Consider the following 26,133-nt stretch of genomic DNA (forward strand, 5'->3'; position numbering starts at 1 on the left):
CCCGGCCCCTCCTAGAGAAGACTCTCCCCCGACCCCTCCCTGTGAGGGAGGGGAGTATATAGACCGACTATAAATATTCATGGCGAAGATTAAAAAACTCTTGAAGAGAAAGACTCCACGAATAAGAAAAAGACTCCACGAATAAGAGAAAGACTCCACGAATAAGAGATTGACTATAAATTTTCATGGCGAAGATTGATAATAGCATAAAAAAAACTCTTGAAGAAAAGGGTTCCGCAAATAAAACTATATACTCCCCTCCCTCACAGGGAGGGGTCGGGGGAGAGTCCGTTTCTACGGGAGAGTCCTCTTACATAACTTCCCACATCTCCCCGGAGCCCGACTATCTCTACCGACTGTGGAGGGCCACGAATATCCACCTGCTGCACGGGCGAATGGCCAGCGGACATCTGCAAGGCCGACTGCTGAAAATGCTGGTTCAGATGGTGCGCCCGAAGAACATCCTTGAGGTGGGCACCTTCAGTGGCTATTCGGCCATCAGTATGGCAGAGGGACTGGAAGAGGGCGGAATGGTATATACCTTCGAGATCAACGACGAACAGGAGGATTTCACCCGCCCGTGGATAGAAGGCTCGGCCGTGGCCGACAAGATACGCTTCATCATCGGCGACGCCATCACCGAGGCCCCACGGTTAGGTATCACCTTCGACATGGCCTTCGTTGACGGCAACAAGCGCACCTATGTAGAAACCTACGAGATGGTACTCAGTGTGCTGCGCCCCGGCGGATTCATCCTGGCCGATAACACCCTGTGGGACGGGCACGTCATCGACCCAGCCTACGATCACGACCAACAGACCGTGGGCATCAGAGCCTTCAACGACATGGTGGCCAACGACCCGCGTGTAGAGAATGTGATACTGCCCTTGCGCGACGGACTGACCATTATCAGAAAGAAATAGACGCCGATTGCATTATCCGGCAAAATGGCAATATAAAAACCATGAAACGAGTACTGACCCTATCTTTACTTGCAGTTATGGCCTGTTCAAACCCCAGCACAGACCCAGTACTGCCGAAGGACTTCTATGAATGTGAGGAAGCCCTGCACAAAGGCGATACCCGCATAGCACGCGAAATCATCGAGAACGGAAAGGCCCATGCCAAGGACAGCGACAACTACTACGACTATGTGGTGCTCGACGCAAAGTATTATTTCTACACCATGCAGGCCGACTCGTTTCTGCTCACCCATCAGAAAATCCAACAGTATGTGGACCGCCATTCCGCTCATCACAGACCGAAACTGAAGATGCTACAGGTGGAATGCGAGGTGCAGCAAGGCGTTTACGAGGCCAAGATGACCGGCAGGATGGACTCGGCACTGACTCACAACCTGCATGCCCTCGAACTGCTGCAAATCACTCCGCACCAGCCCCATTACCGACTGATGGTGCTCTCGAACATCGCCGATGTGTACAAGCAGATGGGCCAGTACGACAAGAGCGTCAGTTACTACCGACAGGCCATGGAACTGGGTGATTCGACCAATATGGACGACGCTACCCGTTTCTCCCTCTATACCGCCATCGCATCGGCCTATGCCGCCATGGGCAGTTTCGACCAGAGCGAAACCTGGTGGAAACAGGCCGAACCACTGAAACCATTGATGGAACGCACCGAACTGTTCCACTACCTGAACAACCGAGGCAACGACTACTATCTGCAGGAACGCTACAAAGAGAGTCTGCAGTGCTTCCTAGAACTCGACTCACTCATGGCCGGCGATCCCAACCTGCAGTGGGAACGCATGTACGGATGGGCCAACATGAGCGACCTCTACATCAAACTGAGACAGGAAGAGCGTGCCCGGGAACTGCTGGCACAGACAGAACCTTTCTTCACCCAACAGAAACAACTCATCCCCCTGTTCTACCTCACCACACAGCGCATCGAACTGGCCATCCTCAACCACAACCTGACCGAAGCAAGGCGACTGGTAGGCGAGAATCCTATTCCAGAATGGATGATTCCGGAACAGAAACAACTGCGCCGCAAGCAACTCCTCAACCTGTATGAACAAACCGCCCAATGGCAACACTACGGCGAGACACTGCGCGAATATACCCAGATGAAAGACAGTCTGGCCAGCAACAACATCAAGATGCGCTTTGCCGAAGTGCTCACCCACTACCAACACGAGCATCAACTACTGGCCAAACAGAAACAACTGGAAGCCAAAGACTTGTCGTACCGATGGGCCTTGGCCCTGCTGGTGGTAGCCATTGCCTTCATCTTCATGCTGGTGAGGTTCATCATTCAGAAACAGCGCGAACAGAAACTACGCGAAGCCAACATCCGAGGCAGTATGGCCCAACTGCACATGGAAGCGGTACGCAACCGCATTACACCCCATTTCATCAGCAATGTGCTGACCGCCGAGATGATGGCTCAGATGGAGGGGCGCGAGGTGCATCTGGACAATCTGGTGCACCTGCTGCACAGAGGCATCGAGCTCACCGACGTTGAGCAGACCACCCTGAGCGATGAACTGGAATTTATCCAATTCTACTGCTCAATAGAGAGTCGTTCCATCGGTAGCGACTTCCAACTGCACACCAATCTGGCCAGCGATATCGACGCCAACCGTGTCATCCTGCCTTCCATGTTCGTACAGATACTGGTAGAGAACGCTATCAAACACGGACTGAAAGCCCGCAAGCCCGAACCCGGACTGCAGCGCAGTATATGGGTGAACGTGAGCACTAAGGACGATGCCACACTGGTGGAAGTGATAGACAACGGCATCGGTCTGAACGAAGCAAACACCCGGAAGGAGCACACCGGTCTGCGCATTATCCGCCAGACCATCCGCCTGCTGAACGAGCAGAACCTTCGCTCGCGCAACAAAAACAAGCATACTGCCACCCTCATGGATTTCGGACTGGCCAACTATACACAAGCCGACGGCCAGACTGGCTGCCGCAGCTGGCTACTCCTGCCCCACCAGTTTGAATACTCGCTGAAAAAGATAAGGGGATAGTTACTGTGGTTCCTATAGTTCCTATAGTGCCTATAGTGCCTATAGTTACTATAGCCCCTATAAAATAAAGAAAAAAAATGAGAACAAGCCTCGTCAAGGTATTCATTGTCGATGACGACCAGAATGCCACCCTCTTCTTGCAGAAAATGCTGGAAGACTACTCAGTAGAAATTGTGGGCGTGGCCACTGATGCCACTGCCAAGACTCGCAACGAGATTGTAGAGAAAGAACCCGACCTGCTGTTCCTCGACGTAGAGATGCCCTCCATGTCGGGGCTCGAATTCTGCGCCACAGTACGCCCGCTGACAAAGCCAGAGATGAAGGTGGTGTTCTATACCGGCTACGACAAATACATGCTTCAAGCCATTCGACAACAGGCCTTCGACTACATGCTGAAACCTGCCAGCAAACAAGAACTGGCCCAGATCATGACACGCTACTACGAAAACAAACTGAGCAATATACAACAGGCCATTGCTATCCACCCCACCATGACCATTCCCAATATCATGGTGGTCAATTCCATGAACCAGCACACCGTACTGCGCCACGACGATATTGCCTTCTTCCGCTTTGACAACGATCACCGCATTTGGGAGGTTGTCACTACCGACAACCAGTGTCATCAGTTGCGACACCGTTCCACGGCCGATGTCATTCTGTCCTACTCCTCCTGCTTTGTACAGATTCACAAAGGCTATATCGTCAACGTCAACCAGATCAGCAGAGTGCTCGACAACCAGTGCCTGTTGCGCCCACCTCTGGAACATATCACCGAACTGCGCATCAGCAAGAATTTCCGTCACGACCTAATGACAACTTTCTGCAACCTGTAAAACAAACGCAGACCATTTTACTGTATAAATATTAGACGATTTATGCAGTATTGTGCAAAAATTTACTAATCTTGACCCCTTTTTCCTATAACTTATACGAAAATACGTATCTTTGCACGCTATTATATTTTAATAATCGCATCAGACAAAAACCATATACAAAACATTATTTTATCAAAATCATGAAGAAAATCCAATTCTTTCTTGCAGCCCTGCTGCTGATGATGGTTTGTCCCTCATCACTATTTGCACAGCAGATGCCGCCCATCCCCGTAGATAGCGACATTCGCATGGGCAAACTCGACAACGGACTGACTTACTACATCCGTCACAATGCATGGCCCGAACAGCGTGCTGAATTTTACATCGCGCAGCGCGTAGGTTCTATTCAGGAGAACGACGACCAGCGCGGTCTGGCCCACTTCCTCGAGCACATGTGCTTCAACGGCACTGAACACTTCAAAGGCAACGACATCGTGAAATGGTGTGAGACCATCGGTGTGAAGTTCGGACGCGACCTGAACGCATATACCTCTATCGACCAGACGGTCTATAACATCTCGAATGTTCCTACCACCCGCGACGGCATCGTTGACTCTTGTCTGCTGATTCTGCACGACTGGGCCGACGGTCTGCTGCTCGAGGCCGAGGAGATTCAGAAAGAGCGTGGCGTGATTCACGAAGAGTGGCGCATGCGCACCAGTGCTACCATGCGCATGCTGGAGCGCGACCTGCCCCAGCTGTACCCCAACTCAAAGTATGGCCACCGCATGCCTATCGGACTGATGGAAATCATCGACAACTTCGAACCGAAAGTGCTGCGTGACTACTATGAGAAGTGGTACCGCCCCGACAATCAGGCTATCATTGTGGTAGGCGATTTCGACGTAGATCGTGTAGAGAACAAAATCAAGGAACTGTTCTCGTCCATTAAGATGCCCGAGAACCCCGCTCCTGTAGTAGCCGAGGAAGTGCCCGACAATGCCGAGCCTATCTTCGTGGTCGATAAAGACAAGGAGATGCAGTACTCTATCGTTGAGATGATGTTCAAGACCGATCCCATTCCCACCGAGATCAAGGGCAATATGCAGTACCTGATTATCGACTACCTGAAGAATGCTGCTGTAGGCATGCTGAACGACCGTCTCAACGAACTGGCTCAGAAACCCGACTGCCCCTATCTGCAGGCATCGGCCAGCTACAGTCAGTACCTGTTGTCAAAGACTAAGGATGCCTTCGGTGTCGATGCCCTTCCAAAAGAGGGACAGACCGAAGCTGCCATCAAGGCGGCCTTCATCGAGGCTCGCCGCGCTGCACAGTTCGGTTTCACCGCTACTGAGTACAAGCGCTACCAGCAGAACTTCACCAGTCAGCTGGAGAAGCAGTACTCTAACAAAGACAAGCGCTACAACAACCAGTTCTGCCGCGAATATGTGAATCACTACCTGGACAACGAGCCCATCCCCTCTATCGACGACTACTATCAGGTGATGAAACAGTTGGTACCCATGATGCCCGTAGAGGCCGTGAACCAGCTGATGGCTCAGTTCATTCCTGCCAACGACTCTAACCTGGTGGTTCTGAACATGAACCAGGAGAAGGAAGGTGCCGTTTATCCCACTGCCGAGAGTCTGAAGAAGGCCATCGCCGAGGCTCGCGCCACTGAGCTCACCGCCTATGTAGACAATGTGAAGGACGAGCCCCTGATCACCAAACTGCCCAAGGCAGGCAAGATTGTGAAGGAGACCGCCGGCAAGAAGTTCGACTACAAGGAGCTGAAACTCTCTAACGGTGCTACCGTGATTCTGAAGCAGACCGACCTGAAGAAAGACCAGGTGATTCTGACTGCCGAAGGTTTTGGCGGAAGCTCACTTTACGGAGAGAAGGATTTCGCCAACATCAAGTTCTTCGACGATGTGATTGGAGCCAGCGGACTGGGCAACTTCTCACACACTGAACTGGAGAAGGCTCTGGCCGGTAAGATTGCCAGCGCCAGCATGACACTGGGCACACAGCGCGCCAACATCACCGGTTCTTCTACACCTAACGATGTAGAGACCATGCTGCAGCTCGTTTACCTGTACTTCACCAAGATCAACAAGGACCAGGAGTCGTTCGACAACACTATGAAGACCACTGAGCTGATGCTGAAGAACAAGCTGCTGCAGCCCGAGGCCGTGTTCTCTGACTCACTGACCCTCACCCTGCAGAACCACTCAAAGCGTTTCGCCCCTGCCAATGTTGACGACCTGAAGGATGTCAACTACGACCGCATCCTCGAGATGGCCAAGGAGCAGACCGCCAATGCCGCTGCCTATACTTTCACCATCATCGGTAACTACGACGAGGCTACTATCCGTCCTCTTATCGAACAGTACCTGGCTTCTCTGCCCGGCAATGCCAAGAAGGTGGTAAAGGGCAAGGACGTAGAGGAATCGTTCAAGGGTAATGTGAAGAACAACTTCAAGCGCAAGATGGAGACTCCTAAGGCTATCGCCTTGATGGTGTGGAAGAACGACAAGATGGGCTACACCCTGGAGAACAGCATCCGTGCCTCTATAGCCGGACAGATTCTGATGATGACCTACACCGAGAAGATTCGCGAAGAGGCTTCTGCCGCCTACTCAGTAATGGCTCAGGGCAGACTGTCACGCGATGATTTCCGCACCAATGGCACTGTGCTCGTTTACTGTCCTATGAAGCCTGAGAAGGGTGACATTGCCACCAAGATCATGGATGAAGAGGTACAGAACCTGGCCAAGACCGTTGATGCCGAGAAACTGGCTAAGGTGAAGGAATACATGTTCAAGGCCATCGACGACGAGGCCAAGACCAACAACTACTGGATCCGCACCGTCAACCGTCTGCGCGACTACGGTGTTGACTTCCACACCGACTACAAGAAGACTGTAGAGGCTCAGACTCCTGAGACCATTGCTGCCTTCATGAAGGAACTGCTGAAGAGCGGTGACAAGGCCGAAGTCATCATGCTGCCAGAAGAGTAAATTCCAATTACTTCATAAAACAAAATCTCCGAATCACTTGTGGGTTCGGAGATTTTGTTTTATCTTTGCAAAAAATAGTATATAAAAAATGGGGCAGTTGGCATTCTTAAAGATGTTCATTCTGGTAGCCATCTCATTGGATGTTAATGATAACAGAAGACATATACATGTTTTCAAAAAAGGCAAACGACATCAACAGTCACTTGCTAAAATCTGGATAGAATCTGACGGAAAACAATGTGTGGAGATTGCAGAATCCTCTTTATCGACAAAAGAAAACGAATTATTAGTTTCTGCTATCAATCGTCATTGGAATTCCATAAACGAACAGATTACCAAGATTTTTAATGGAGAAAAAACAATTGCTATCAACATAGAGAAATAATTTATAGGAGGAAAAGATATGTGTAAAATGAAGAATGTACATGTTGGTATCAAGGATCTCAACTTTACAGCTCATCGCGGTAAAATGCTTGTAAGACTGACCGACGGAAGAGAAATCTTAATACCTGTTTCGTTTTTCCCGGACATCAAGCAGATGCCAGTAAAAGAGCGAAACAAATGGATGGTGCTCGATGATCAGTATTTTACATTTGAGAATATGACTCGAGTTTACTCCGTCCTCGATCTGTTCAAAACTGCATAGAACAGCAGGCTTTTCATTTTGCGTTATTTTTCACAAAGTTCATTTAACTCTGAAGTAACATATAACAATATATAATCCTAAAAAACATTTGCTTATGAATTAAAACCAATTGAATTAATAAGGACATATAGGATGAACATCCACTTTTGATTCTTGTTTCCGGAATTCGCCAAATTTCAAAGAAATATACGAGAACTGAAGTAGGTAGTTCACGCTCCATGCGTGGGCATTTACTCGTTTAGTATATTGGGCGTTTGGCGATGCCTCGGAAACGTAGACGAAGATAATTGTCCACGTTTTATTTTTCTGCATAGTTTTAGCAATCATTTCTATTATTAACTTTTAAACAAAACCTAAATTATGAAACGACTCAAATTATTTAGTTCGGTAGTATTATTCATCATTTCTATGACTTTCAATTCATCATGTAGTAAAGACGACAAAGAAGATGATATAGACACTACGCCAATCTCATTGTACGTAGGAGATCAAAAAGAAATACAAGGCGCTAAATCCCTTAGCTCTGCAAATGATTTTATTGCTGTAACCAAAGATAATACTATCGAAGGATTTCATGTTGGAAAAACAAGAATCTCAGTTAATAACAGCAAGTCCATTGACATCACGGTGAAGTCTATTCACAACTTATACGATGATCCTGTATGCAACTGGGGATGTACGATGAACGAAGTAAGACAGAAACAAACCCAAGGCAAATACAGCAGCAGATCAGATAACGATGCATTAATATATGAAAATGCAGGAGGCGCCAGTTTCATTATGTATTCTTTCAACAACGGAAGTCTTAAATCAGTTGGAGTTATTGTCAGCACCAATCACCTGTCACAATTTACTGACTACCTTTTAGATAGATTTCTCATGACAACCGTTTATTATGGTAAAGACACATACTTTGCCGGTATAGACGGCTCAAGCATGGAGATTGCAAAAACCTTTGTTATGATGGAAGTGTATAATGTTGATTATATGATTGCTCTTTATACTCCAGTAAGCAAAACCCCGACACGTTCTGCCCAAGACACTAGTTATACAGACGAAATAATCAAAGAAATAAAAAACCGCCTTCAGTTATAATTCAGATACAAGTACAAGATAATCTCCGAGCTACTAAACAAGTTCGGAGTTTTTTTTTTGCGTAATCAAGAACTATTGAAAGGACAAACAACTTCTGCCTATTGGCAACCCAACTCTTGAAAGTACAGAAGAACCACTTTTGACGCTTTTTATCGCAAATAGTTTTGCCATTTCGCCAAATTGACGTAACTTTGCACCTCTTATTATATAAATATACGCATACGCGTACACACAATAGTAATAAAACAACAGTAGAAATATGTCATATCTCTTTTCATCAGAATCAGTTTCGGAGGGACATCCCGATAAAGTAGCCGACCAGATTAGCGATGCTATTCTCGACCAGTTCCTTGCTTACGACGATAAGGCGCGCGTGGCCTGCGAATCGTTTGTAACCACTGGTCAGGTAGTCATCATGGGCGAAGTGCGCAGCGATGTGTACATCGACCTGCAGACCATTGCCCGTCGCACCATTCAGAAGATTGGCTATACGAAAGCCGAATACCAGTTTGACGGCAACTCTTGCGGTATTCTCACCGCTATCCACGAGCAGAGCTCTGATATCAATCAGGGAGTTGACCGTGAAGACGAGGACAACCAGGGCGCTGGCGACCAAGGCATGATGTTCGGTTATGCTACCAACGAAACGGAAAACTATATGCCTGTGAGCCTTGATCTGGCCCATCTGATTATGCGCACACTGGCCGACATCCGTAAGGAAGGAAAAGTGATGACCTATCTGCGTCCCGATTCAAAGAGTCAGGTGACTATTCAGTACAGCGATGCCGGTATTCCCGAGCGCATCGACACCATCGTTGTTTCTACCCAGCACGACGAGTTCCTGGCTGGTGGCAATACCGCCTTCGGTACAGAGAACGACGAGGCCATGCTGAAACAGATTAAGGACGATGTAATCAATATCCTCATTCCCCGTGTAAAACAGCAGATTCACTCTCAGAAGGTACTCGACCTCTTCGGACTGGACATCAAATACTACGTGAACCCCACCGGCAAGTTCGTGATTGGCGGTCCTCATGGAGATACTGGTCTGACAGGCCGTAAGATTATCGTTGACACCTATGGAGGCAAGGGCGCTCACGGTGGTGGTGCTTTCTCAGGCAAAGACTCATCGAAAGTGGACCGTTCAGCAGCCTATGCTGCCCGTCATATAGCCAAGAATATGGTGGCTGCCGGTGTGGCCGACGAGATGCTGGTACAGGTGAGCTATGCCATCGGTGTGGCTCAGCCTATGAACATCTATGTGAACACCTATGGTCGTTCGAACGTTCAGATGAGCGACGGCGAGATTGCCAAGAAGATTGAAAAGCTCTTCGACCTGCGTCCGAAGGCTATCGAACGCTCACTGAAGCTGCGCCAGCCCATGTACCTCGAGACTGCCGCCTACGGTCATATGGGTCGTAAGCCCGAAGTGATCAAAAAGACGTTCACCAGCCATTATCACGAAACAAAGACCATTGATGTGGAACTGTTCACTTGGGAGAAACTGGACCGCGTGGACGACATCAAGAAAGAATTCGGATTGTAAAATACAAAATAACAGACTCTCCCCCAACTCTTCCTGTGAGGGAGGGGAGTAGATAGTTGATGGAAAACAGCGACAGCGTTTCAATTAGTAATACTATATACTCCCTTCCCTCACAGGGAGGGGGCGGGGGAGAGTCTGTCGGGTGCGAGTCCGTTTCCACGGGAGAGTCTGTTTCTTTACCTCTCTATTACCGCGAAATATTCTATCCCGGCGACACACTATACTACACCGCTCACGAAGGGCCATCGTATGGCGTAGCCGGCGACCCCATTCCCTATACTATTCATGGCGACAGCCTGCTCACACTACTACTCATTCTAAGCTTTGTGGTACTCACGGTGAGTGTGGCCCAGTCACGCCGCTTCATTGGCCGACAACTGAAGGATTTCTTCTATATCTCTCGCAACGACAGCAACATCAGCGAAACCTCGTTAGAAATTCGTTTCCAGTTCTTCCTGGTCATCCTTTCTTGTCTGCTCATGGCCATCGCCACCCAGCAGTATGTCACAAAATATATCACAGAGACCTTCATCGTTGACAGCGAACTGATTGTTATCAGTATATTTTTTGCCGTCTATTTGGGCTTTCAGTTCTTCAAAGGGCTATCCTATACAATTGTCAATCTTGTGTTCTTCGGAAAGCGCTTGAACCAATTTTGGATGAAGATGCTATTGTTCATCGGAGCCTCACAAGGCATGCTTCTTTTTCCTGCCATTCTACTCATCGCATATTTCAACCTTTCCCTCAAAAGTGCGGCTTTTTATTTGAGTTTTATTCTGTTTTTTACTGAAATACTAACAATTTATAAGGGTTGGAGCATCTTTTTTAGGCAAAATGGTGGTTTTTTACAATATTTTTTGTACTTTTGCACCCTCGAAATCATACCTTTACTCAGTTTAGTGGCTGGGATAGGGGTATTGATAGATGATTTGAAATACAATTTTTAGGATACAGAGACAGATGATCAAGAAGATTTTGGTTTCTCAACCAAAGCCAACAAGCGAGAAGTCACCTTACTATGATATTGCCGAGCGTTTCGGTGTAGAATTGGTCTTCCGCCCCTTCATCAAAGTTGAAGGAATCAGTTCACGCGAGTTCCGCACTCAGAAAGTGAGCATACTCGACTACACTGCAATCGTATTTACTTCACGCCATGCCATTGACCATTTTTTCACCTTGGCTAAGGAGCTTCGTGTCAACATTCCTGAAGACATGAAATACTTCTGTGTAACAGAGACCATTGCTCTCTATATCCAGAAATACGTACAGTATCGCAAGCGTAAGGTATTCTTCGGCTCTACTGGTCGTGTTGACGACCTGCTGCCCACTATGCTGAAGCACAAGACCGAGAAATATCTGGTGCCCATGAGCGATGTACACAACGATTCACTCACCAATTTACTCGACTCAAAGAAACTCATCCACAAGGAAGTGGTGATGTACAAGACCGTGAGCAATGACTTCACCGAGGAAGAGGTGAAGGCATTCGACTACGACATGCTTATTTTCTTCAGTCCTGCAGGTATTGAGTCGCTCACAAAGAACTTCCCCAACTTCGATCAAGGCAAGATTGCCATCGGCACCTTCGGTCCTGCTACGGCAAAGGCTGTGAAAGACGCTGGTCTGCGCCTGGATTTGGAAGCTCCCTCAGAGAAGTATCCCTCTATGACGAGTGCACTTCAGCACTTTCTCTTGATGAACGAAGAGTAATTTAAAGTGAAGAGTGAAGAGTGAAGAGTGAAGAATCTTCATTTAAGAAAGTAGAACGTATTGTCAGCAAAAAGCTGATAGACGAGATATTCAGCGGAAACAGCAGTCAGTCGATGGCTGCTTTTCCGCTGAGAATTGTTTTTATGGAGCGTGAACGTCCTCAGGTTTCCGATCCCAGTGTTGTGGTGCTGACGAGTGTGTCGAAGCGTCATTTCAAGCATGCTGTTGACCGCAATCGTGTAAAACGACAAATGCGCGAAGCCTATCGACTGAACAAGCAGTTGATTATAGAGACTGTTCCAGCCGACAAGCAGCTCTGTCTGGCTTTTATCTGGCTCAGTGACCGACTGGCCCCCAGCCATGTTATTGCCACCAAGACCAAACGATTAATGAAATCCCTCGCCGAGCAATATCAGAATAATCAGAGTATTCAGAGTAATCAGAGTAATCAGAGTATTCAGAGTAATCAGAATAATCAGAGTAATCAGAGTGCTCAGAATATTCAGAATAATCAGAATCCTCAGAGTTCTTAGCTCAGTAATAGTTCTTAATTCCCAACTAACCATACCTCTCACCTCTCAATTCTCATCTCTCAATTCTCATCTCTCAATTCTCATCTCTCACCTCAAAAAAAATGAAGCGTCTCTGGCACATACTCTGTTGGCCGTTAAAATGGATGTTGCTGTTGCCGATACTTTTTTATCAGCACTTCATCACCCCCTACACGGGTCCTTCGTGCCGCTTCACCCCCACCTGCTCACAATACGCAAAAGAGGCCATACAAAAACATGGACCGTTCAAAGGATTGGCATTAGCCATTTGGCGCATCCTGCGCTGCAACCCCTGGGGCGGCAGTGGATATGATCCAGTACCATAAATTTCGCCCGAAGTAAAAACTACGACTTGCTGACAAAATGAAAATCAACTGATTTTGGCAAACAGATTATCCAGATACACTTGACTCTGAATCATTTCAGCGTGCCTTCAATGACACCTAATCCAACTATTTATGCTATTTTCAATTAACAAGAATTGAAAAAATGAATTAATGTAAGAGAATCATTCTAATAAATGCTACTTTTTTTATAATTTTGCAGGCTGAACAGTGAATCAATATCAAAAAAAAAGATAATAATGAGAAAGAATTTTGTAGAAGAACTGCGTTGGCGCGGAATGCTGGCACAGATCATGCCAGGCACAGAAGAGTTGTTACAGAAAGAGATGGTAACAGCCTATCTGGGTACTGACCCCACAGCCGACTCACTGCACATCGGTCACCTCTGCGGCATCATGATGCTGCGCCACTTGCAGCGTTGCGGTCATAAGCCCATCATCCTCGTTGGCGGTGCCACCGGTATGATTGGCGACCCCTCAGGAAAGTCTCAGGAGCGTAACCTGCTGAACGAAGAAACCCTTCGTCACAATCAGGAGTGCATCAAGGCCCAGGTGGCTAAGTTCCTGGACTTTGAAAGCAAGGAAGCCAATGCTGCCGAGATGGTGAACAACTACGACTGGATGAAGAACTTCACCTTCCTCGACTTCGCCCGCGAGGTGGGTAAGCACATCACCGTCAACTATATGATGGCTAAGGACAGCGTTCAGCAGCGTCTGAACGGTACTGCTCGCGACGGACTGTCATTCACCGAGTTCACCTATCAGTTGTTGCAGGGCTACGACTTCCTCTACCTCTATCAGCATAAGAACTGCAAACTGCAGTTGGGCGGTAACGACCAGTGGGGTAACATCACCACCGGTACCGAGCTGATTCGTCGTACACTGGGTCATGAGAACGAAGCCTATGCACTTACTTGCCCATTGATTACCAAGGCCGACGGCAAGAAGTTCGGTAAGACCGAGAGCGGCAATATCTGGCTCGACCCCAAGCGCACCACTCCTTATCGTTTCTACCAGTTCTGGCTGAACGTGAGCGATGACGATGCTGAGAAATACATCAAGATTTTCACCTCACTTGAAAAGGATGTTATCGATGCCCTTGTTGAGGAGCACAAGCAGGATCCCGGTCGCCGTGTACTGCAGAAGCGCCTCGCCGAAGAGGTTACTATCATGGTACACGGACAGGCTCAGCTCGACATGGCTATCGAGGCTTCAAACATCCTCTTTGGCAAGGCTACCAAGGAAGCACTCGAGAAACTCGACGAGCAGACTTTCCTCGACGTATTCGACGGTGTAGAGAAGTTCGAGATTGCCAAGGACCAGTTAGGTCAGCCCGCCATCGAGCTGTTCACTACCGTAGCTCCCGTATTCCCCTCAAAGGGTGAGATGCGCAAGATGGTACAGGGCGGCGGTGTTTCTCTGAACAAAGAGAAGCTCACCGACCAGCAGCGTCCCATCACCACCGACGACCTCATCGACGGCAAGTATCTTCTGGCCCAGAAAGGTAAGAAGAACTACTATCTGATTACCGTTAAGTAATACGATATACCCTTTATATATTAAGGTAAACCCTCATTGCATACCATAAATTTGGTAAATTGAGGCTATTCGCATGCAATCTGCAGAGAAAACCACCCGTTTTCTTTGCAGATTGCTGCTTTTTGTGTACTTTTGCCAACAGTTTTTAGGTTTAACGAGCATAAATTATTAAAATCATAAGCAAAACCCATTTAACGCAAAAATTATATTTATGAGAAAAAGTTTACTCCTTCTCGCAGCCTTAGTGCTGTCAGCAACAAGTGTGTTTGCACAGTTTGCTTCCGTTCCTTACCAGTTTAACGCCCCCCGTGCCGCCAAGGCCAATACTTTCCGTGCTGCCGAAGCCGGTACTGTTTGGTGGGGTTATACTCCCGAAACCGATCAGTCAGGATGGAACCTGCTTGGTGTTCAAGCTGCCGACACCTACCATTGTGCCATCTTCATTCCTGGCAATCATGCTTTTGCTGGTGGAAAGACTATTCAGGCAGTTCGCTTTGCCTTGGTTGCCGAGCACGCAACAGATGTCAAGGCGTGGATAGCTACAGAGGCTCCCGGTGCTGTTGATGAGACAAGCACCGCTCGGCTGAAGAGTGTAGATAACAGTGAAATTGGTGCAGACGGTGTTGCTGAGGTTACCTTCGACCAGCCTTTTGAAATTCCTGTCGATGGCGCTTATGTAGGCTACAGCTTCACCATCACAGAAGCTACCACCCAGAACGACAAATATCCTATTATCTTCATTGCAGGTGAAGATGAGCCCAATGCACTTGTCATCAAGACCGATAATGCAGTTCCTAACTGGACAGACATGTATGGTAATGGCTTTGGTAAGCTCTACCTGAACGTTAAGCTCAGTGGTGAGTTCCCCGACAATGTAGCAAGTCCTGTAGATTTCGGCACTCACTATGTTGAACTGGGCAAGGAGACCACAGCCAAGGTTCAGGTGACCAACGGTGGTGAGACAGCCATCAGCAGCCTCAGCTATACCATTACTGCCAACGGTGAGACAAGCGCAGAGCAGACTGTTACACTCGACAATCCCGTGGAATTCCTGAAGAGTGGCTACTTCACCATTCCTGTAAAGGCCGATGAAAAATCCGGAATAGTTGAAAAGACCCTTACCATCACTAAGGTGAATGGCAATGCCAACAATGCCACTTCTAAGTCTGCCAACTTCACCGTTGCCACCGTCAGCAAGTTCGTAAAGCGTGGTGTAGCAGTAGAAGAATACACTGGTACAACCTGTGGTTGGTGCCCTCGCGGTCTTGTCGGTATGGATAAGATGCGCAATGAGTTTGGCGAAGACTTCATCGGTATCGGTATCCACCGCTATACCTCAAACCTCAACCAGGATGCTATGTACATCAGCACCTACAACCACGTATCATACGAAGGTGCTCCATCTGCTCGTATCAACCGTGGTGATCTGATTGACCCCTACTATGGTAGTGGTAACGACGTATTCGACGACTTCCGCGCTGCACTCGCTATTCCGGCCACAGCTGGACTGAGCGTAAAAGGCGAATGGAATGCAGACTCCAGCGAAGTAACGGCGACAGCCACCATCGAACCGGTGATTGACGGCACCTACAAGATAGAGTATGTGCTCATTGCCGACGGTCTGACCGGTACCACACAGCCTTGGCGTCAGCACAACTATTATCATAGTGCATACGGCCAGTTTACCAGCCCCTCGCAGCTGCCTGCTGATCTGCAATTCCTGTTTAGCACGGGCCAAATCTATGACCAATCTTACGTGGCCTACTATCCTGTGTTCAACGACGTAGCTATTGCCAACGCTAAGAGCACTCAGACCACCGCTCCCGGTGAGCTGAAAGATGGCGAAAAAGTTACAAACAGCTACACACTGTCTATGCCTGTCGGCACAGCAAAGAAAGAATTGGTCAGTGCCATTGATAAGAAGAAAGTATTTGTCGTTGCCCTTCTCATCAATAGCGAAGGCAAGATAGCCAATGCTGCTAAGTCAACCATCGATGGTACAGATAATGCAGCAGGCATTGAGAATACTCTCGGTACCGCAACTTCTGGCAAACAGCAGCGCTATGCCCTCGACGGTCGTCAGCTCAATGCTGCCCAGCATGGTCTGAACATCATCCGCATGGCTGATGGATCGGTAAAGAAAGTGATGATCAAATAAGTCCCAAAATGCCATAAAAGGCATCTACTCAATTCTTTCATTGTAAAGAATTAGAATAAAAATTTGGTAATATCACGAAAATGAACTACCTTTGCATGCGATTTCGAAAGAGGTCGCATGCTTTTTTTGTATTGGACGATGGTGTAATGGTAACACTACAGGTTTTGGTTCTGTCATTCCCGGTTCGAATCCGAGTCGTCCAACACATTCCTAAACAGCTATCCGTTGGATGGCTGTTTTTTTGTCTTCCTATTTTCTGTTAACATCTACGAAAAAACATTTAATAGTGTTTTTCATTCACCATTGTACTATTGTGCTCCTAACTTTTTTCGTAAATTTGCGGACAGTCAATACTTATCAAAATGAAAACTAACTACGAAATCCGCTATGCGGCTCATCCTGAAGATGCCCGTAAGTACGATACTACTCGCCTGCGCCGCGACTTTCTGATAGAGCAACTGTTTGTGCCCAACGAGGTGCAGATGGTTTATTCCATGTACGACCGCATGGTGGTAGGCGGTGCCATGCCCCAAGGCGAGGAATTGCTGCTCGAAGCCATCGACCCTTTGAAGGCTCCCTTCTTCACTACTCGTCGCGAGGTGGGTATCTACAATGTTGGCGGTCCTGGCTGTGTGCACGTAGGTGCCGGTAGCAATGGAGAGCCTGAACAGCTCTTTGAACTCGGTTTCAAGGAAGCGTTATACATAGGCAGAGGCGACCGCAAAGTGCATTTCATTTCCAAGGACCAGCAAAATCCTGCCAAGTTCTATTTCAACTCTACCCCCGCCCACTGTGCCTATCCCTGCAAAAAGGTAACCAAACAGGATGCCGTGGTAGCCCACATGGGTGCTTTGGAGACATCTAACGAGCGCAACATCAATAAAATGCTGGTCAATCAGGTGCTCCCTACCTGTCAGTTGCAGATGGGTATGACCGAACTGGCCACTGGCAGTGTGTGGAACACCATGCCTGCCCATACTCACTCCCGCCGCATGGAGGCTTATTTCTATTTCGACATTCCAGACGACCAGGCCATCTGTCATTTCATGGGCGAGCCTCAGGAAACCCGTCATATCTGGATGCGTGGCAATCAGGCTGTTCTCTCGCCTGAATGGAGCATCCACTCTGCCGCTGCCACCCACAACTACACCTTCATCTGGGGCATGGGAGGAGAGAATCTCGACTATGGAGATCAAGATTTCACAGGCCCCCTAAGATAGGGGGGTGGGGGTCTGAACAGACGAATCTTCACGAGCCCCCTAAGTTCTTAGCTGCGCAAAGCGGCTGAGCCGAGCGAGGGGGATGGGGGGCTGAACAGACGAACGAACAGGTTGTGGGTCTGAACGAACAGACGAATAATAAATATAACAAACAAACATTTTATTAACAATTAATCGGGGCGATGAGCGCATGTTCAGACCCCCATCCCTCTAACTTAGGGGGCTTATAGAACAATTATGACAAACATGTTTTCACTTGAGGGAAAGAATGCCTGGATCACAGGTGCTTCCTATGGCATTGGTTTCAACATCGCTAAGGCTTTCGTGGCTGCCGGTGCAAAGAACATCATCTTCAACGACATTAACGAGGCTGCCCTGGAGCGCGGCCTGGCCAACTACAAAGAGGCTGGTATTGAGAATGTAAAGGGCTACGTATGCGACGTGACCGACGAGAATGCTGTGAAGGCTCTCGTTGAGAAGATTCACGCTGAGGTAGGTCAGATTGATATCCTGGTGAACAATGCCGGTATCATCAAGCGCATCCCCATGCACGAGATGAAGCGCGCCGAGTTCCAGCAGGTTATCGATATCGACCTTGTTGGTCCGTTCATCTGCTCTTCTGCCGTTATTCCTGAAATGATGGAGCGCCGCGAGGGTAAGATCATCAACATCTGCTCAATGATGTCTGAGCTGGGTCGTGAGACCGTTTCTGCCTATGCAGCAGCCAAGGGTGGTCTGAAGATGCTCACCCGCAACATCTGCTCTGAGTATGGTGAGTACAACATCCAGTGCAACGGCATTGGCCCGGGCTATATCGCTACTCCTCAGACCGCTCCTCTGCGCGAGCGTCAGCCCGACGGAAGCCGTCATCCGTTCGACAGCTTCATCTGTGCCAAGACACCTGCCGGCCGTTGGCTCGATCCTTCTGAACTGGGTGGTCCTGCTGTATTCCTGGCTTCTCACGCTTCAGATGCCGTAAACGGTCACATACTCTATGTAGATGGCGGTATCCTGGCTTACATTGGCAAGCAGCCTAAGTAAGATTGTGCTATTATTGAGGAGTGTAGGAGTTAAACTCTCCTAAGCTCCTCCTTTTTTTATAAACAAACAACCAATAACTATGCTCAAGAAAACTCTTTTTGCAAGTTTACTATGCTGTTTTTCGCTTTCTTCCATGGCGCAGAAGCCTATGAACGCTCCGAAAGGCGGCAAAGCCATCAGCGACCAGCTGATAGGCATTTTCTTTGAAGATATCTCATCGAGTGCCGACGGCGGCCTGTTTGCCGAACTGCTACAGAACGGCTCGTTCGAGTTCAATGCCAACGAGCACGACGGCTGGGGCCCTTCCACAGCGTGGAAGATTGCACGCCCAGGCCATTCACTCGGCTTCGTCCGCCCCACCACAACGGGCATACCGGCATTCCAAAGCTATACCCATCCTTATATCTCCAACACCGAAATGCTGCTGCATGTGGAGCGCGTCAAGGAGTATTACGACTACAAAGGCTGGAAAGGATTCGGTCTGCAGAACGACGGTTTCGGCGGCATCGTACTGAAGGCTGGTGCCAAGTACGATTTCTCCATGCGCATGATTAATATCGGCGAAGCCAAACAGGTGCGTGTAGCACTGGTAGAGCCGCAGGGATGGGGCAAAGACCCTAAACTGCTGGCCGACACCATCTTCGACCTCGCTGCCAAGAAGATGCCCGAAGGCAGAGAAAACAGACTGCGTTTCCATTCCTCATGGACTGAATACAAGGCTACCCTCACTCCCAGTGAGGACTGCACGAAAGCAGCCCTTCAGATTCTGATGCTCAACGAGGGTGATGTGCGCCTCGACGACGTGTCACTCATGCCGCAGGACACCTATAAGGGTCACGGTTTGCGCAAGGACCTCGTTCAAGCCTTGGCCGACCTTCATCCAAAGTTCATGCGCTTCCCCGGCGGATGCGTGGTACATGGCGGCGGTGACGGTTTTTGGAACACCTATCGCTGGAAACAGACCATCGGTCCGCGCCACCAGCGCCAGCAGATGAAGAACACGTGGGGCTACCATCAGTCCATGGGTCTCGGCTACTATGAGTATTTCCTGTTGTGCGAAGACCTGCAGATGGAGCCGCTGCCCATCCTTCCCTGTGGTGTGAGCTGTCAGGGTGCCGGTGGCGGTTGGGGCATGCGCCATCAGGCACAGGACGTGGTTCCCATGAACCAGATGGACGAATGGGTACAGGATGCCCTCGACCTTATTGAGTGGGCCAATGGCGATCCCGCCACATCGGCATGGGCGAAGAAGCGTGCCGAGGCTGGTCATCCCGCTCCCTTCAACCTGAAATACTTAGGTATTGGCAATGAGGAGCGCATCTCGCCCGAGTTTGCTGAGCGATTCAAGTATATGTATGAGAAGGTGACGGCCGCCCACCCCGAGATTATCATCGTGGGTACTGCCGGTCCTGGCTCTCATCCCGGCAACGGCGATTTTGAAAACGGTTGGAAACTGGCTGAGGAAATTGGCATGCCCATCATCGACGAGCATTACTACGAGAAACATGACTATTTCCTCAATTCCCGCCAGTACGACAAGTATCCACGCGACCGCAAGACGAAGGTCTATCTGGGTGAGTATGCCGCCAAGGACAAGAAACTCATCGATGCCCTGGCCGAGGCTCTCTACCTGCTCCATGTAGAGCGCAATGGCGATGTGGTGTGCATGACCAGCTATGCGCCCCTCTTTGCCAAGAAGGATGCCACCAACTGGAACCCCGACCTCATCTATTTTGACAATGAGCGTCTCTATCTCACCTGCAGTTACTATGTTCAGCAGATGTTCGGACAGTCGTCGGGACAGTATTACTATGGCGACTGCGTCCGTTTCGAGGGCGACGAGCCCGACGTCTGCCAGCCTGTTGACAAGAGCCGCTACGGCCAGTCGGTGGTACTGAACGTGAAGACGCGCCGCCTTTATGTGAAACTCTGCAATGCCGGCGACCAGCCTGTCGAGGCCCGACTGAACCTCAGTCGCTTCCCCTTGAAGAAGACCGCCACGAAGACCGTACTCACGGGTGCTCCCGATGCCGAGAACAACTACGAGGCACAGCCCGTTGTTCCGCAGACCACTACCGTGAAGGCACAGAAGAAGGCGACCCTCACCGTAGCCCCCTATTCGTTCGTGATGCTGGAATATCAGTTGTAAGGACAAAATCGACAATTTGCCTTGACGGCAAACCTTGATAAAACGAAGAGTCGGACTATCATTGAAATAGTCCGACTCTTTGTGTCTTTCGATAGTTTTAGTAAATTAGTTTTTCACTATTTGTTTTTTTCTTGTTGCAAAGGTACAAAAAAAGTAAATAACGGCCAAGCTTTTCTTAAAAAAACTTTTCAATGCCGAAAAAATTTAACATTTTACCCTCTTTATCACTTCATCTTTGAAATGACCAGACCTTTATAATTGCTGTTCACTTTCTGTCCTTTTAAATTATACAATTCCGACATTTCACCATGAGCAGAATGCTTTATCGTAGTCACCTTCAGGGTGGTCTGTTCTCTGGCATCTTGTGGTTGTTTCAGGGGAATAAAATCAAGATTTTCGTCAACGATTGACAAGTAGGCTTTGCCGGCAGGAACCTTCTCGCCTCTCTTCAGTCGGTAGAAGCCAAGTCCCTGACTTTTATCGGCAAGCACATAGAGCGTGCCATCAGCCTCTACCTCTTTGTCGCCACATCCTTTCAGTAGGTTGTTGCTATAAAAGGAAGGTTCCGTCTGGCTGAGAAAATGAAATTCATCACTTTCGGTCACATCAGTACAGAAGTCGAAATTGCCGCTGGCCTCACTCCTCAGCAGTACCCCGGCACCATGCGGAATGAAATCTACCTGTCGGGGGCTTAGCTCGTCACGCCATGTCCACACCAGAAAATAGGCTTTGATGTCCTGTCGTCCCTGCAGGTCAACGGCTTTCGTAGCACTGAACGTACGTGTGAGGGTGGGCCCCACTTCAACGGCATCCATTTTGAAATGGGCTGTATAGGCCACCCCTTCTTCAGCCGTAAACGTTAAGTTGGGGTTGGTAGTCACGGTCTTTCCCGCATCATCAGTCCACTTCACAAACGAGCATCCTTGACGAGGTTTCCCTACCGCTGTCACCTCGTCACCCTCGAAGATGACTTCGGGATGCTCAATACTGCCCATTGCCCCGCTTCCGTCGGGTTGCTGACAGTCGGCATAGCGAATGAGTCCTGTGAGCATCTTTTTATCACTTTTCTGTACAAACACGGCATAGAAACGGGCATCGGGCTCATCCGGCCAAGGTTCTTTCTGCCGGGCCACATTACGTGTTCTTTCCAGTTCTGTATCCGATGCGTCAATGGCCACCGCAGTCTCAGTTGTACGATCAATGGTAATGAACACCTTGGCCGGATTGTCCCTACTCACGAAGTCGCTGTTCTGATAGTTTCCGTCTTCACGCAGTATATTGGTAAAGCCAATGAATGTCCACCCCTCTTCAGGAATGGCGTGAAGCGTGACAGGATATCCGCCGCTGTTTTCGGTAAGGGTGCATTGTAACTCTGTCGTTACACCGGTTTCCGATTCTTTCTTCGGATTGGGGTCGTCACAGGTCATATAGACGGTACCGGCTCCGGTGGTGGCTGTTTCCAGTGTGGCCCACACGTTTTTGAAAGGTGTGGCACTGGCCATGATGCTGAAAGCCACACAAACAATTACTGCAAATATCTTTTTCATTTTCTGATTTCCTTTCTTCCGTTATTAATCACTATCCCTTTGAATTGAGAGTCCACCTGTTGTCCGACAATGTTGTACAGGCGTGTATTCAGTCTGTACGTTTGTTTCTGTTCGTGAATACTTGTATCGAAAGGCAAGTTCACCTCATGATGCCCCGACTGCAGCAGCATGTTCTCGGTCATTCCGTCATGTCTGCCTACGAGTGTAGCCGTAGCGCCAACGGGCACGTCGATACGATAGCTGATGCTTGCGGCCTCCTTTTCTTTTGTCCATTCTATTACGACGGGGCCAAAGGGGGTAGGCTTTGACATTTTCACATGAGTGATTCCGTCGGGGCATTGCGGGTCAATAAAGAAATGCTTATAGCCCGGTTGTGTCTCATCGGGAATCAGTCCTGCCAGTGCCTGATAGAACCAAGTGCCTATGCCGTTGTAGCAGTTGTGCAGATGCGAGCGCGACCCTCCCCACTCTTCCCAGGTGGCAGTGGCGTTATTGTCTATCATGTAGAGATAGCCTGGATAGTCTCGTTTTTTCAGCAGGGTCATCATCATGTCGGCCTGTCGCTGTTGTGTAGCCCATTCGGTGAACACCGGCACGCCCACAAGTCCTACGGCTATATGGCTCTTGTATTTCTCTTTTTGCAACGCCAGCAGTCTGGCCACGACAGCCTCACGTTCATTCTCCGGAACGACACCCGTCAGCAGGGCATACGACATATCCAGTGGAGTTGCGGCTCCTACGGTGTGTGCTTGCCGGTTGTAGTATTTGTCACGGATGGCACGGTTAATGGCGTTTGCCTTCTCTTCATACGCCTGTCGGTCATCCTCCTTACCCAATACGCTGGCCATTTTCATCATGGTCTGACAGGCATCGCTCACCACACAGTTGTTCACCAGTCCTTTGGTAGTCTCGCTGTCGGCATCCACCCCGTTTGGAGCCAGCCAGTCGCCCAGCCACCAGATACGCTGTTGGGTGTCGGGCCAGGGAGTGAGCAGATGATCCTTCGACCATGACTCCACATAATCCATCCATTTCCTGGCCTGGTCATAATAGCGTTCCAGCAGGCGTTTGTCGCCATAGTTCAGAAAGGTGCGCCATGGTGCCTTGACAAAGAACTCGCACCAGAACGGACCACCGCCGCCTCCACCGGCCGGAGCCACATAGGGCAGACTGCCGTTATCGTCCATCACGTCGCTCCATGCCTGCATCCAGTTATAGTACGTGTCGGCGGTGTTATACATGGTCTGCAGCGTCATGATCGAGGCATTGCCGTCACCGCCATAGCCCTGTCGCTCCAGATGCGGACAGTCCACCATATAGCCGCTGAAGGTGAGATTCTCTACCGTACGGTGTATCATGTCGTGTATCTGGTTGATGTCTTCGTCATTGCAGGAGAAAGTCGATGTCTCCTCTTCTGTACCGGTGATGGAAAATCCTGCTACTTCAGGTTTTTGCGTAACGGGCGCCCTCAGCGAAACGCCTCTTGCCAGAGCTTCCTCGCCCAAAGCCTCTTCAAAGGGAGTGATACGGGCATAGCGTATAACATGATGGTGAAACTTATTTAGGAATACATCATGTTCGGGAATGCCGCTACTGCTATATTCATCCTTTTCGCCCTGCGACTGAAAACCTTCGCCTGGCATAATGTGGTCGGTATATTCCACCCTGAAGCCATCACCCATTTTCATGTTTGGAAACGATACCTTCAACCACCCTGTAAACACCTTTCCCATATCTACCATCCACGAGCCGTCGCTCTGCAGTGTCACGCTCACCGGCTGGACGGTTTCTCCAATCCTGTTGCCACCAAACATCTGAGGCGTAGCCGCAATACCCATGATCTCGGCCACACAGGGACGGTGCCAGTCGCGCTCATCCAGTTCGGCCGTTGTCAGGGTGTGTGGATTTTTCGCTCCGTCTATCAGTTCGCCTCCAAAACCCAGTCCGTCCCAGCGACCTGTATCATAATAGCCACTGGCCGATACCTGCCAGTCAGCGCCGGTACTGGCTATCGTCCTCCAGCCGTCGCTACCCAACTGATCTATCTCGGCTTTCACCACCGGACCGTCATACTGGGTTTTGAACACCGTGTGCTTATACCATCCTTTTCCCAGCCAGATAACAATATCGTTGCTTCCCGAGTGAATATAGGGTGTCACATCATAGGTTACAATCAGCGAGCGTTTGTCCAATTGCGATACGGCAGGTTGCAGCACATGGTCGGTGGCTTTCTGTCCGTTGACATACAACTCATGATAGCCTAGCGAGTTGACGTGTACAAACACCATCCCCTCGGTGTCTATCTGCAACATCTTTCTCACCAGCGGCGCTTTCGCCTCATATTCTTCTTTGGCACCGATATAACTGCCAGCAAGTTCATTGTTCAGGATGCCAATACTGAACCGCTCCACACTACTCCAGTCGGATGCCTCGCCCTGGGCATCCCAAACGCGCACCCGCCAGTAGCAAAGGTCGCGTGAGACCAGACTCTTTCCTTCGTAATCTACCATCACACTTTGATCAGACTCTACCCTGCCCGATGCCCACAGGTCTGGACTCCCGTTTGTCAGGCTCTCAACCGATGTGGCCACCTGAACCTCGTAGGCTGTCTGATGGTTGCCGTTTTCAGTACTGCTCAGTTTCCAGGAAAAATGCGGATGGGTGTTGTCGATGCCCAGCGGACTGTGAAGGTTCTCGCACCTCAAGTCATAGATACTCGTCTGAGCCATCCCGCCAACTGCAAAAAGGCTAAAGACAAATAAAAAAAAGACTCTCCCATACAAAAAGGTTAAGTTACTGCTATTCATTATTCTCTCAAATAAGTTAGTTATTGGTACATTCGTTAGTTATTGAATCATTCGTCATGACGAAAACTTGCTGCAAAAATAGAAAATAAACGAATCGGAGTATATCAAAAACGAACATAACTGTATCAATATCAAGTTTTTGAGAACGAAATTTGTATGATTCAAGATTATTGCATATATTTGCAACCGAAGAGAAACAGAAATCTAAGCATTCAATCAAAATTACCTAAAAACAATTTATTGATACATGGAAACAACATTAGTATTGCTGAAACCCGGCTGCGTACAACGCCAGCTGATTGGTGAAGTGGTGAACCGTTTTGAGCGCCGCGGCCTGCGCATCTCAGGCATGAAGATGATGCAACTCAGCGACCAGATTCTTCGCGAGCACTATGCACACTTGGTTGACAAGCCTTTTTTCCCCGGACTGGCTGCCTCTATGCAGGCATCGCCCGTCATTGCCCTGGCCCTCTCGGGTGTAGAAGCCGTGAAGGTGGTACGCGCCATGGCCGGACCCACCAATGGCCGCGAGGCTGCCCCCGGCACCATCCGTGGCGACTATTCAATGAGCAACCAGCAGAACATTGTTCATGCCAGCGACTCGGTAGAGAATGCAGAGATTGAGCTAAAGCGTTTTTTCCGTCCGGAAGAGTTATTCGATTATCAGGCAAATGCCTTTCCGTTCGTCTATGGCGCTGGTGAAGCAAAATAGAATTATAGCTAAAATTTAAAGAATTATAGCTATAATTTTCGCGATTATAGCTATAATTTTTTTGTGGCCTCATCGTGTTCCTCCGCAAAACAAGAAGCATTCCTTTGAAACAGAACCGTACCTACGGTCCAAAAAAACGCTGAGCAGAGGCTAAGATTTTAAAAACCGCTGCGCAGAGGCTAAGATTTTGAAATCAGATTTTTCGTTCGATTTTAAGCGGAGCG

21 protein-coding genes and 1 tRNA gene are annotated in these 26,133 nt (G+C 48.9%); 19 read left to right on the forward strand and 3 right to left on the reverse strand.

Annotation, left to right across the window (positions count from 1 at the left end):
- Positions 1-185: 185 nt before the first annotated feature.
- From L6475_RS14245 to L6475_RS14270, 6 genes are all read left to right on the forward strand, one after another.
- The gene (locus L6475_RS14245; RefSeq protein ID WP_237821175.1) at positions 186-923 is read left to right on the forward strand and encodes an O-methyltransferase; all 738 of its coding nucleotides are present in this window, start codon (positions 186-188) and stop codon (positions 921-923) included.
- Between the two features lie 41 nt (positions 924-964).
- Positions 965-3,004 (forward strand): tetratricopeptide repeat protein, encoded by a 2,040-nt coding sequence (locus L6475_RS14250; RefSeq protein WP_237821177.1) that lies wholly within the window; start codon positions 965-967, stop codon positions 3,002-3,004.
- Between the two features lie 77 nt (positions 3,005-3,081).
- Positions 3,082-3,840, forward strand: coding sequence for a LytTR family DNA-binding domain-containing protein (locus L6475_RS14255; protein WP_237821179.1), 759 nt, complete (start codon positions 3,082-3,084; stop codon positions 3,838-3,840).
- A 182-nt stretch (positions 3,841-4,022) separates the two neighbouring features.
- Entirely contained in the window at positions 4,023-6,845 is a 2,823-nt protein-coding gene (locus L6475_RS14260; protein ID WP_237821181.1) for a pitrilysin family protein, read from the forward strand.
- An 88-nt stretch (positions 6,846-6,933) separates the two neighbouring features.
- Complete coding sequence (locus tag L6475_RS14265) at positions 6,934-7,230, forward strand: DUF4160 domain-containing protein (RefSeq protein ID WP_237821183.1); 297 nt, start codon at positions 6,934-6,936, stop codon at positions 7,228-7,230.
- A 27-nt stretch (positions 7,231-7,257) separates the two neighbouring features.
- Positions 7,258-7,491 carry a hypothetical protein gene (locus L6475_RS14270; protein WP_237821185.1) on the forward strand — a complete coding sequence of 78 codons (234 nt, stop codon included), beginning with the start codon at positions 7,258-7,260 and terminating at the stop codon, positions 7,489-7,491.
- Positions 7,492-7,605: 114 nt separating this feature from the next.
- On the opposite strand, the gene L6475_RS14275 is transcribed toward L6475_RS14270, so the two are convergent.
- A complete protein-coding gene (locus L6475_RS14275; protein WP_237821187.1) occupies positions 7,606-7,803 on the reverse strand; it encodes a hypothetical protein in 198 nt (65 codons plus the stop codon).
- Positions 7,804-7,851: 48 nt separating this feature from the next.
- On the opposite strand from L6475_RS14275, the gene L6475_RS14280 reads away from it, so the two are divergent.
- The 12 genes from L6475_RS14280 to L6475_RS14335 all read left to right on the forward strand — a co-directional run bounded on the left by L6475_RS14280 (position 7,852) and on the right by L6475_RS14335 (position 20,843).
- Positions 7,852-8,586: a hypothetical protein gene (locus L6475_RS14280; RefSeq protein WP_237821189.1), complete on the forward strand. Its 735-nt coding sequence runs from the start codon at positions 7,852-7,854 to the stop codon at positions 8,584-8,586.
- A 259-nt stretch (positions 8,587-8,845) separates the two neighbouring features.
- On the forward strand, positions 8,846-10,132 hold the full coding sequence (gene metK / locus L6475_RS14285) for a methionine adenosyltransferase (protein WP_237821191.1): 1,287 nt from the start codon (positions 8,846-8,848) through the stop codon (positions 10,130-10,132).
- 59 nt (positions 10,133-10,191) lie between these two features.
- Positions 10,192-11,079: a DUF4271 domain-containing protein gene (locus L6475_RS14290; protein ID WP_237821193.1), complete on the forward strand. Its 888-nt coding sequence runs from the start codon at positions 10,192-10,194 to the stop codon at positions 11,077-11,079.
- 13 nt (positions 11,080-11,092) lie between these two features.
- On the forward strand, positions 11,093-11,842 hold the full coding sequence (locus L6475_RS14295; protein ID WP_237821195.1) for a uroporphyrinogen-III synthase: 750 nt from the start codon (positions 11,093-11,095) through the stop codon (positions 11,840-11,842).
- A gap of 20 nt (positions 11,843-11,862) precedes the next feature.
- A complete protein-coding gene (locus L6475_RS14300) occupies positions 11,863-12,375 on the forward strand; it encodes a ribonuclease P protein component (RefSeq protein WP_237821197.1) in 513 nt (170 codons plus the stop codon).
- Positions 12,376-12,476: 101 nt separating this feature from the next.
- A complete protein-coding gene (gene yidD, locus L6475_RS14305) occupies positions 12,477-12,719 on the forward strand; it encodes a membrane protein insertion efficiency factor YidD (RefSeq protein WP_237821199.1) in 243 nt (80 codons plus the stop codon).
- A gap of 257 nt (positions 12,720-12,976) precedes the next feature.
- Entirely contained in the window at positions 12,977-14,275 is a 1,299-nt protein-coding gene (tyrS, locus tag L6475_RS14310) for a tyrosine--tRNA ligase (protein WP_237821201.1), read from the forward strand.
- A 211-nt stretch (positions 14,276-14,486) separates the two neighbouring features.
- Positions 14,487-16,433 (forward strand): Omp28-related outer membrane protein, encoded by a 1,947-nt coding sequence (locus L6475_RS14315; RefSeq protein WP_237821203.1) that lies wholly within the window; start codon positions 14,487-14,489, stop codon positions 16,431-16,433.
- Positions 16,434-16,565: 132 nt separating this feature from the next.
- Positions 16,566-16,636: transfer RNA gene (locus tag L6475_RS14320), tRNA-Gln, on the forward strand.
- A gap of 159 nt (positions 16,637-16,795) precedes the next feature.
- Positions 16,796-17,653: a 5-dehydro-4-deoxy-D-glucuronate isomerase gene (kduI, locus tag L6475_RS14325; protein WP_237821205.1), complete on the forward strand. Its 858-nt coding sequence runs from the start codon at positions 16,796-16,798 to the stop codon at positions 17,651-17,653.
- Between the two features lie 237 nt (positions 17,654-17,890).
- The gene (locus L6475_RS14330) at positions 17,891-18,694 is read left to right on the forward strand and encodes a gluconate 5-dehydrogenase (RefSeq protein WP_237821207.1); all 804 of its coding nucleotides are present in this window, start codon (positions 17,891-17,893) and stop codon (positions 18,692-18,694) included.
- A 148-nt stretch (positions 18,695-18,842) separates the two neighbouring features.
- Complete coding sequence (locus tag L6475_RS14335; RefSeq protein ID WP_237821210.1) at positions 18,843-20,843, forward strand: alpha-L-arabinofuranosidase C-terminal domain-containing protein; 2,001 nt, start codon at positions 18,843-18,845, stop codon at positions 20,841-20,843.
- Positions 20,844-21,067: 224 nt separating this feature from the next.
- Here L6475_RS14335 and L6475_RS14340 read toward each other — a convergent pair whose 3' ends face one another.
- Both L6475_RS14340 and L6475_RS14345 read right to left on the reverse strand, forming a co-directional pair.
- Positions 21,068-22,390: a hypothetical protein gene (locus L6475_RS14340; RefSeq protein WP_237821212.1), complete on the reverse strand. Its 1,323-nt coding sequence runs from the start codon at positions 22,388-22,390 to the stop codon at positions 21,068-21,070.
- Entirely contained in the window at positions 22,387-25,119 is a 2,733-nt protein-coding gene (locus tag L6475_RS14345) for a family 78 glycoside hydrolase catalytic domain (RefSeq protein ID WP_237821214.1), read from the reverse strand. Before L6475_RS14345 ends, L6475_RS14340 begins: the two co-directional genes overlap by 4 nt.
- Positions 25,120-25,444: 325 nt before the next feature.
- Here L6475_RS14345 and ndk point away from each other — a divergent pair, with 325 nt between their 5' ends.
- Positions 25,445-25,909, forward strand: a complete 465-nt coding sequence (gene ndk / locus L6475_RS14350) for a nucleoside-diphosphate kinase (protein ID WP_237821216.1) — start codon at positions 25,445-25,447, stop codon at positions 25,907-25,909.
- Positions 25,910-26,133: the final 224 nt, after the last annotated feature.

Origin of the sequence: Prevotella sp. E9-3 (assembly GCF_022024015.1) — a bacterium.
Lineage (GTDB): Bacteria > Bacteroidota > Bacteroidia > Bacteroidales > Bacteroidaceae > Prevotella.

Excerpts from the sequence above, each read along its gene's own strand:
- L6475_RS14270 (WP_237821185.1), top strand. The coding sequence starts at position 7,258 with ATGAAGAATGTACATGTTGGTATCAAGGATCTCAACTTTACAGCTCAT.
- metK (WP_237821191.1), top strand. The coding sequence starts at position 8,846 with ATGTCATATCTCTTTTCATCAGAATCAGTTTCGGAGGGACATCCCGAT.
- L6475_RS14345 (WP_237821214.1), bottom strand. The coding sequence starts at position 25,119 with ATGGCTCAGACGAGTATCTATGACTTGAGGTGCGAGAACCTTCACAGT.
- L6475_RS14340 (WP_237821212.1), bottom strand. The coding sequence starts at position 22,390 with ATGAAAAAGATATTTGCAGTAATTGTTTGTGTGGCTTTCAGCATCATG.
- tyrS (WP_237821201.1), top strand. The coding sequence starts at position 12,977 with ATGAGAAAGAATTTTGTAGAAGAACTGCGTTGGCGCGGAATGCTGGCA.
- yidD (WP_237821199.1), top strand. The coding sequence starts at position 12,477 with ATGAAGCGTCTCTGGCACATACTCTGTTGGCCGTTAAAATGGATGTTG.
- L6475_RS14280 (WP_237821189.1), top strand. The coding sequence starts at position 7,852 with ATGAAACGACTCAAATTATTTAGTTCGGTAGTATTATTCATCATTTCT.
- L6475_RS14275 (WP_237821187.1), bottom strand. The coding sequence starts at position 7,803 with ATGCAGAAAAATAAAACGTGGACAATTATCTTCGTCTACGTTTCCGAG.
- L6475_RS14290 (WP_237821193.1), top strand. The coding sequence starts at position 10,192 with ATGGAAAACAGCGACAGCGTTTCAATTAGTAATACTATATACTCCCTT.
- L6475_RS14260 (WP_237821181.1), top strand. The coding sequence starts at position 4,023 with ATGAAGAAAATCCAATTCTTTCTTGCAGCCCTGCTGCTGATGATGGTT.
- L6475_RS14335 (WP_237821210.1), top strand. The coding sequence starts at position 18,843 with ATGAACGCTCCGAAAGGCGGCAAAGCCATCAGCGACCAGCTGATAGGC.
- L6475_RS14255 (WP_237821179.1), top strand. The coding sequence starts at position 3,082 with ATGAGAACAAGCCTCGTCAAGGTATTCATTGTCGATGACGACCAGAAT.
- kduI (WP_237821205.1), top strand. The coding sequence starts at position 16,796 with ATGAAAACTAACTACGAAATCCGCTATGCGGCTCATCCTGAAGATGCC.
- ndk (WP_237821216.1), top strand. The coding sequence starts at position 25,445 with ATGGAAACAACATTAGTATTGCTGAAACCCGGCTGCGTACAACGCCAG.
- L6475_RS14315 (WP_237821203.1), top strand. The coding sequence starts at position 14,487 with ATGAGAAAAAGTTTACTCCTTCTCGCAGCCTTAGTGCTGTCAGCAACA.
- L6475_RS14265 (WP_237821183.1), top strand. The coding sequence starts at position 6,934 with ATGGGGCAGTTGGCATTCTTAAAGATGTTCATTCTGGTAGCCATCTCA.
- L6475_RS14295 (WP_237821195.1), top strand. The coding sequence starts at position 11,093 with ATGATCAAGAAGATTTTGGTTTCTCAACCAAAGCCAACAAGCGAGAAG.
- L6475_RS14330 (WP_237821207.1), top strand. The coding sequence starts at position 17,891 with ATGACAAACATGTTTTCACTTGAGGGAAAGAATGCCTGGATCACAGGT.
- L6475_RS14245 (WP_237821175.1), top strand. The coding sequence starts at position 186 with ATGGCGAAGATTGATAATAGCATAAAAAAAACTCTTGAAGAAAAGGGT.
- L6475_RS14250 (WP_237821177.1), top strand. The coding sequence starts at position 965 with ATGAAACGAGTACTGACCCTATCTTTACTTGCAGTTATGGCCTGTTCA.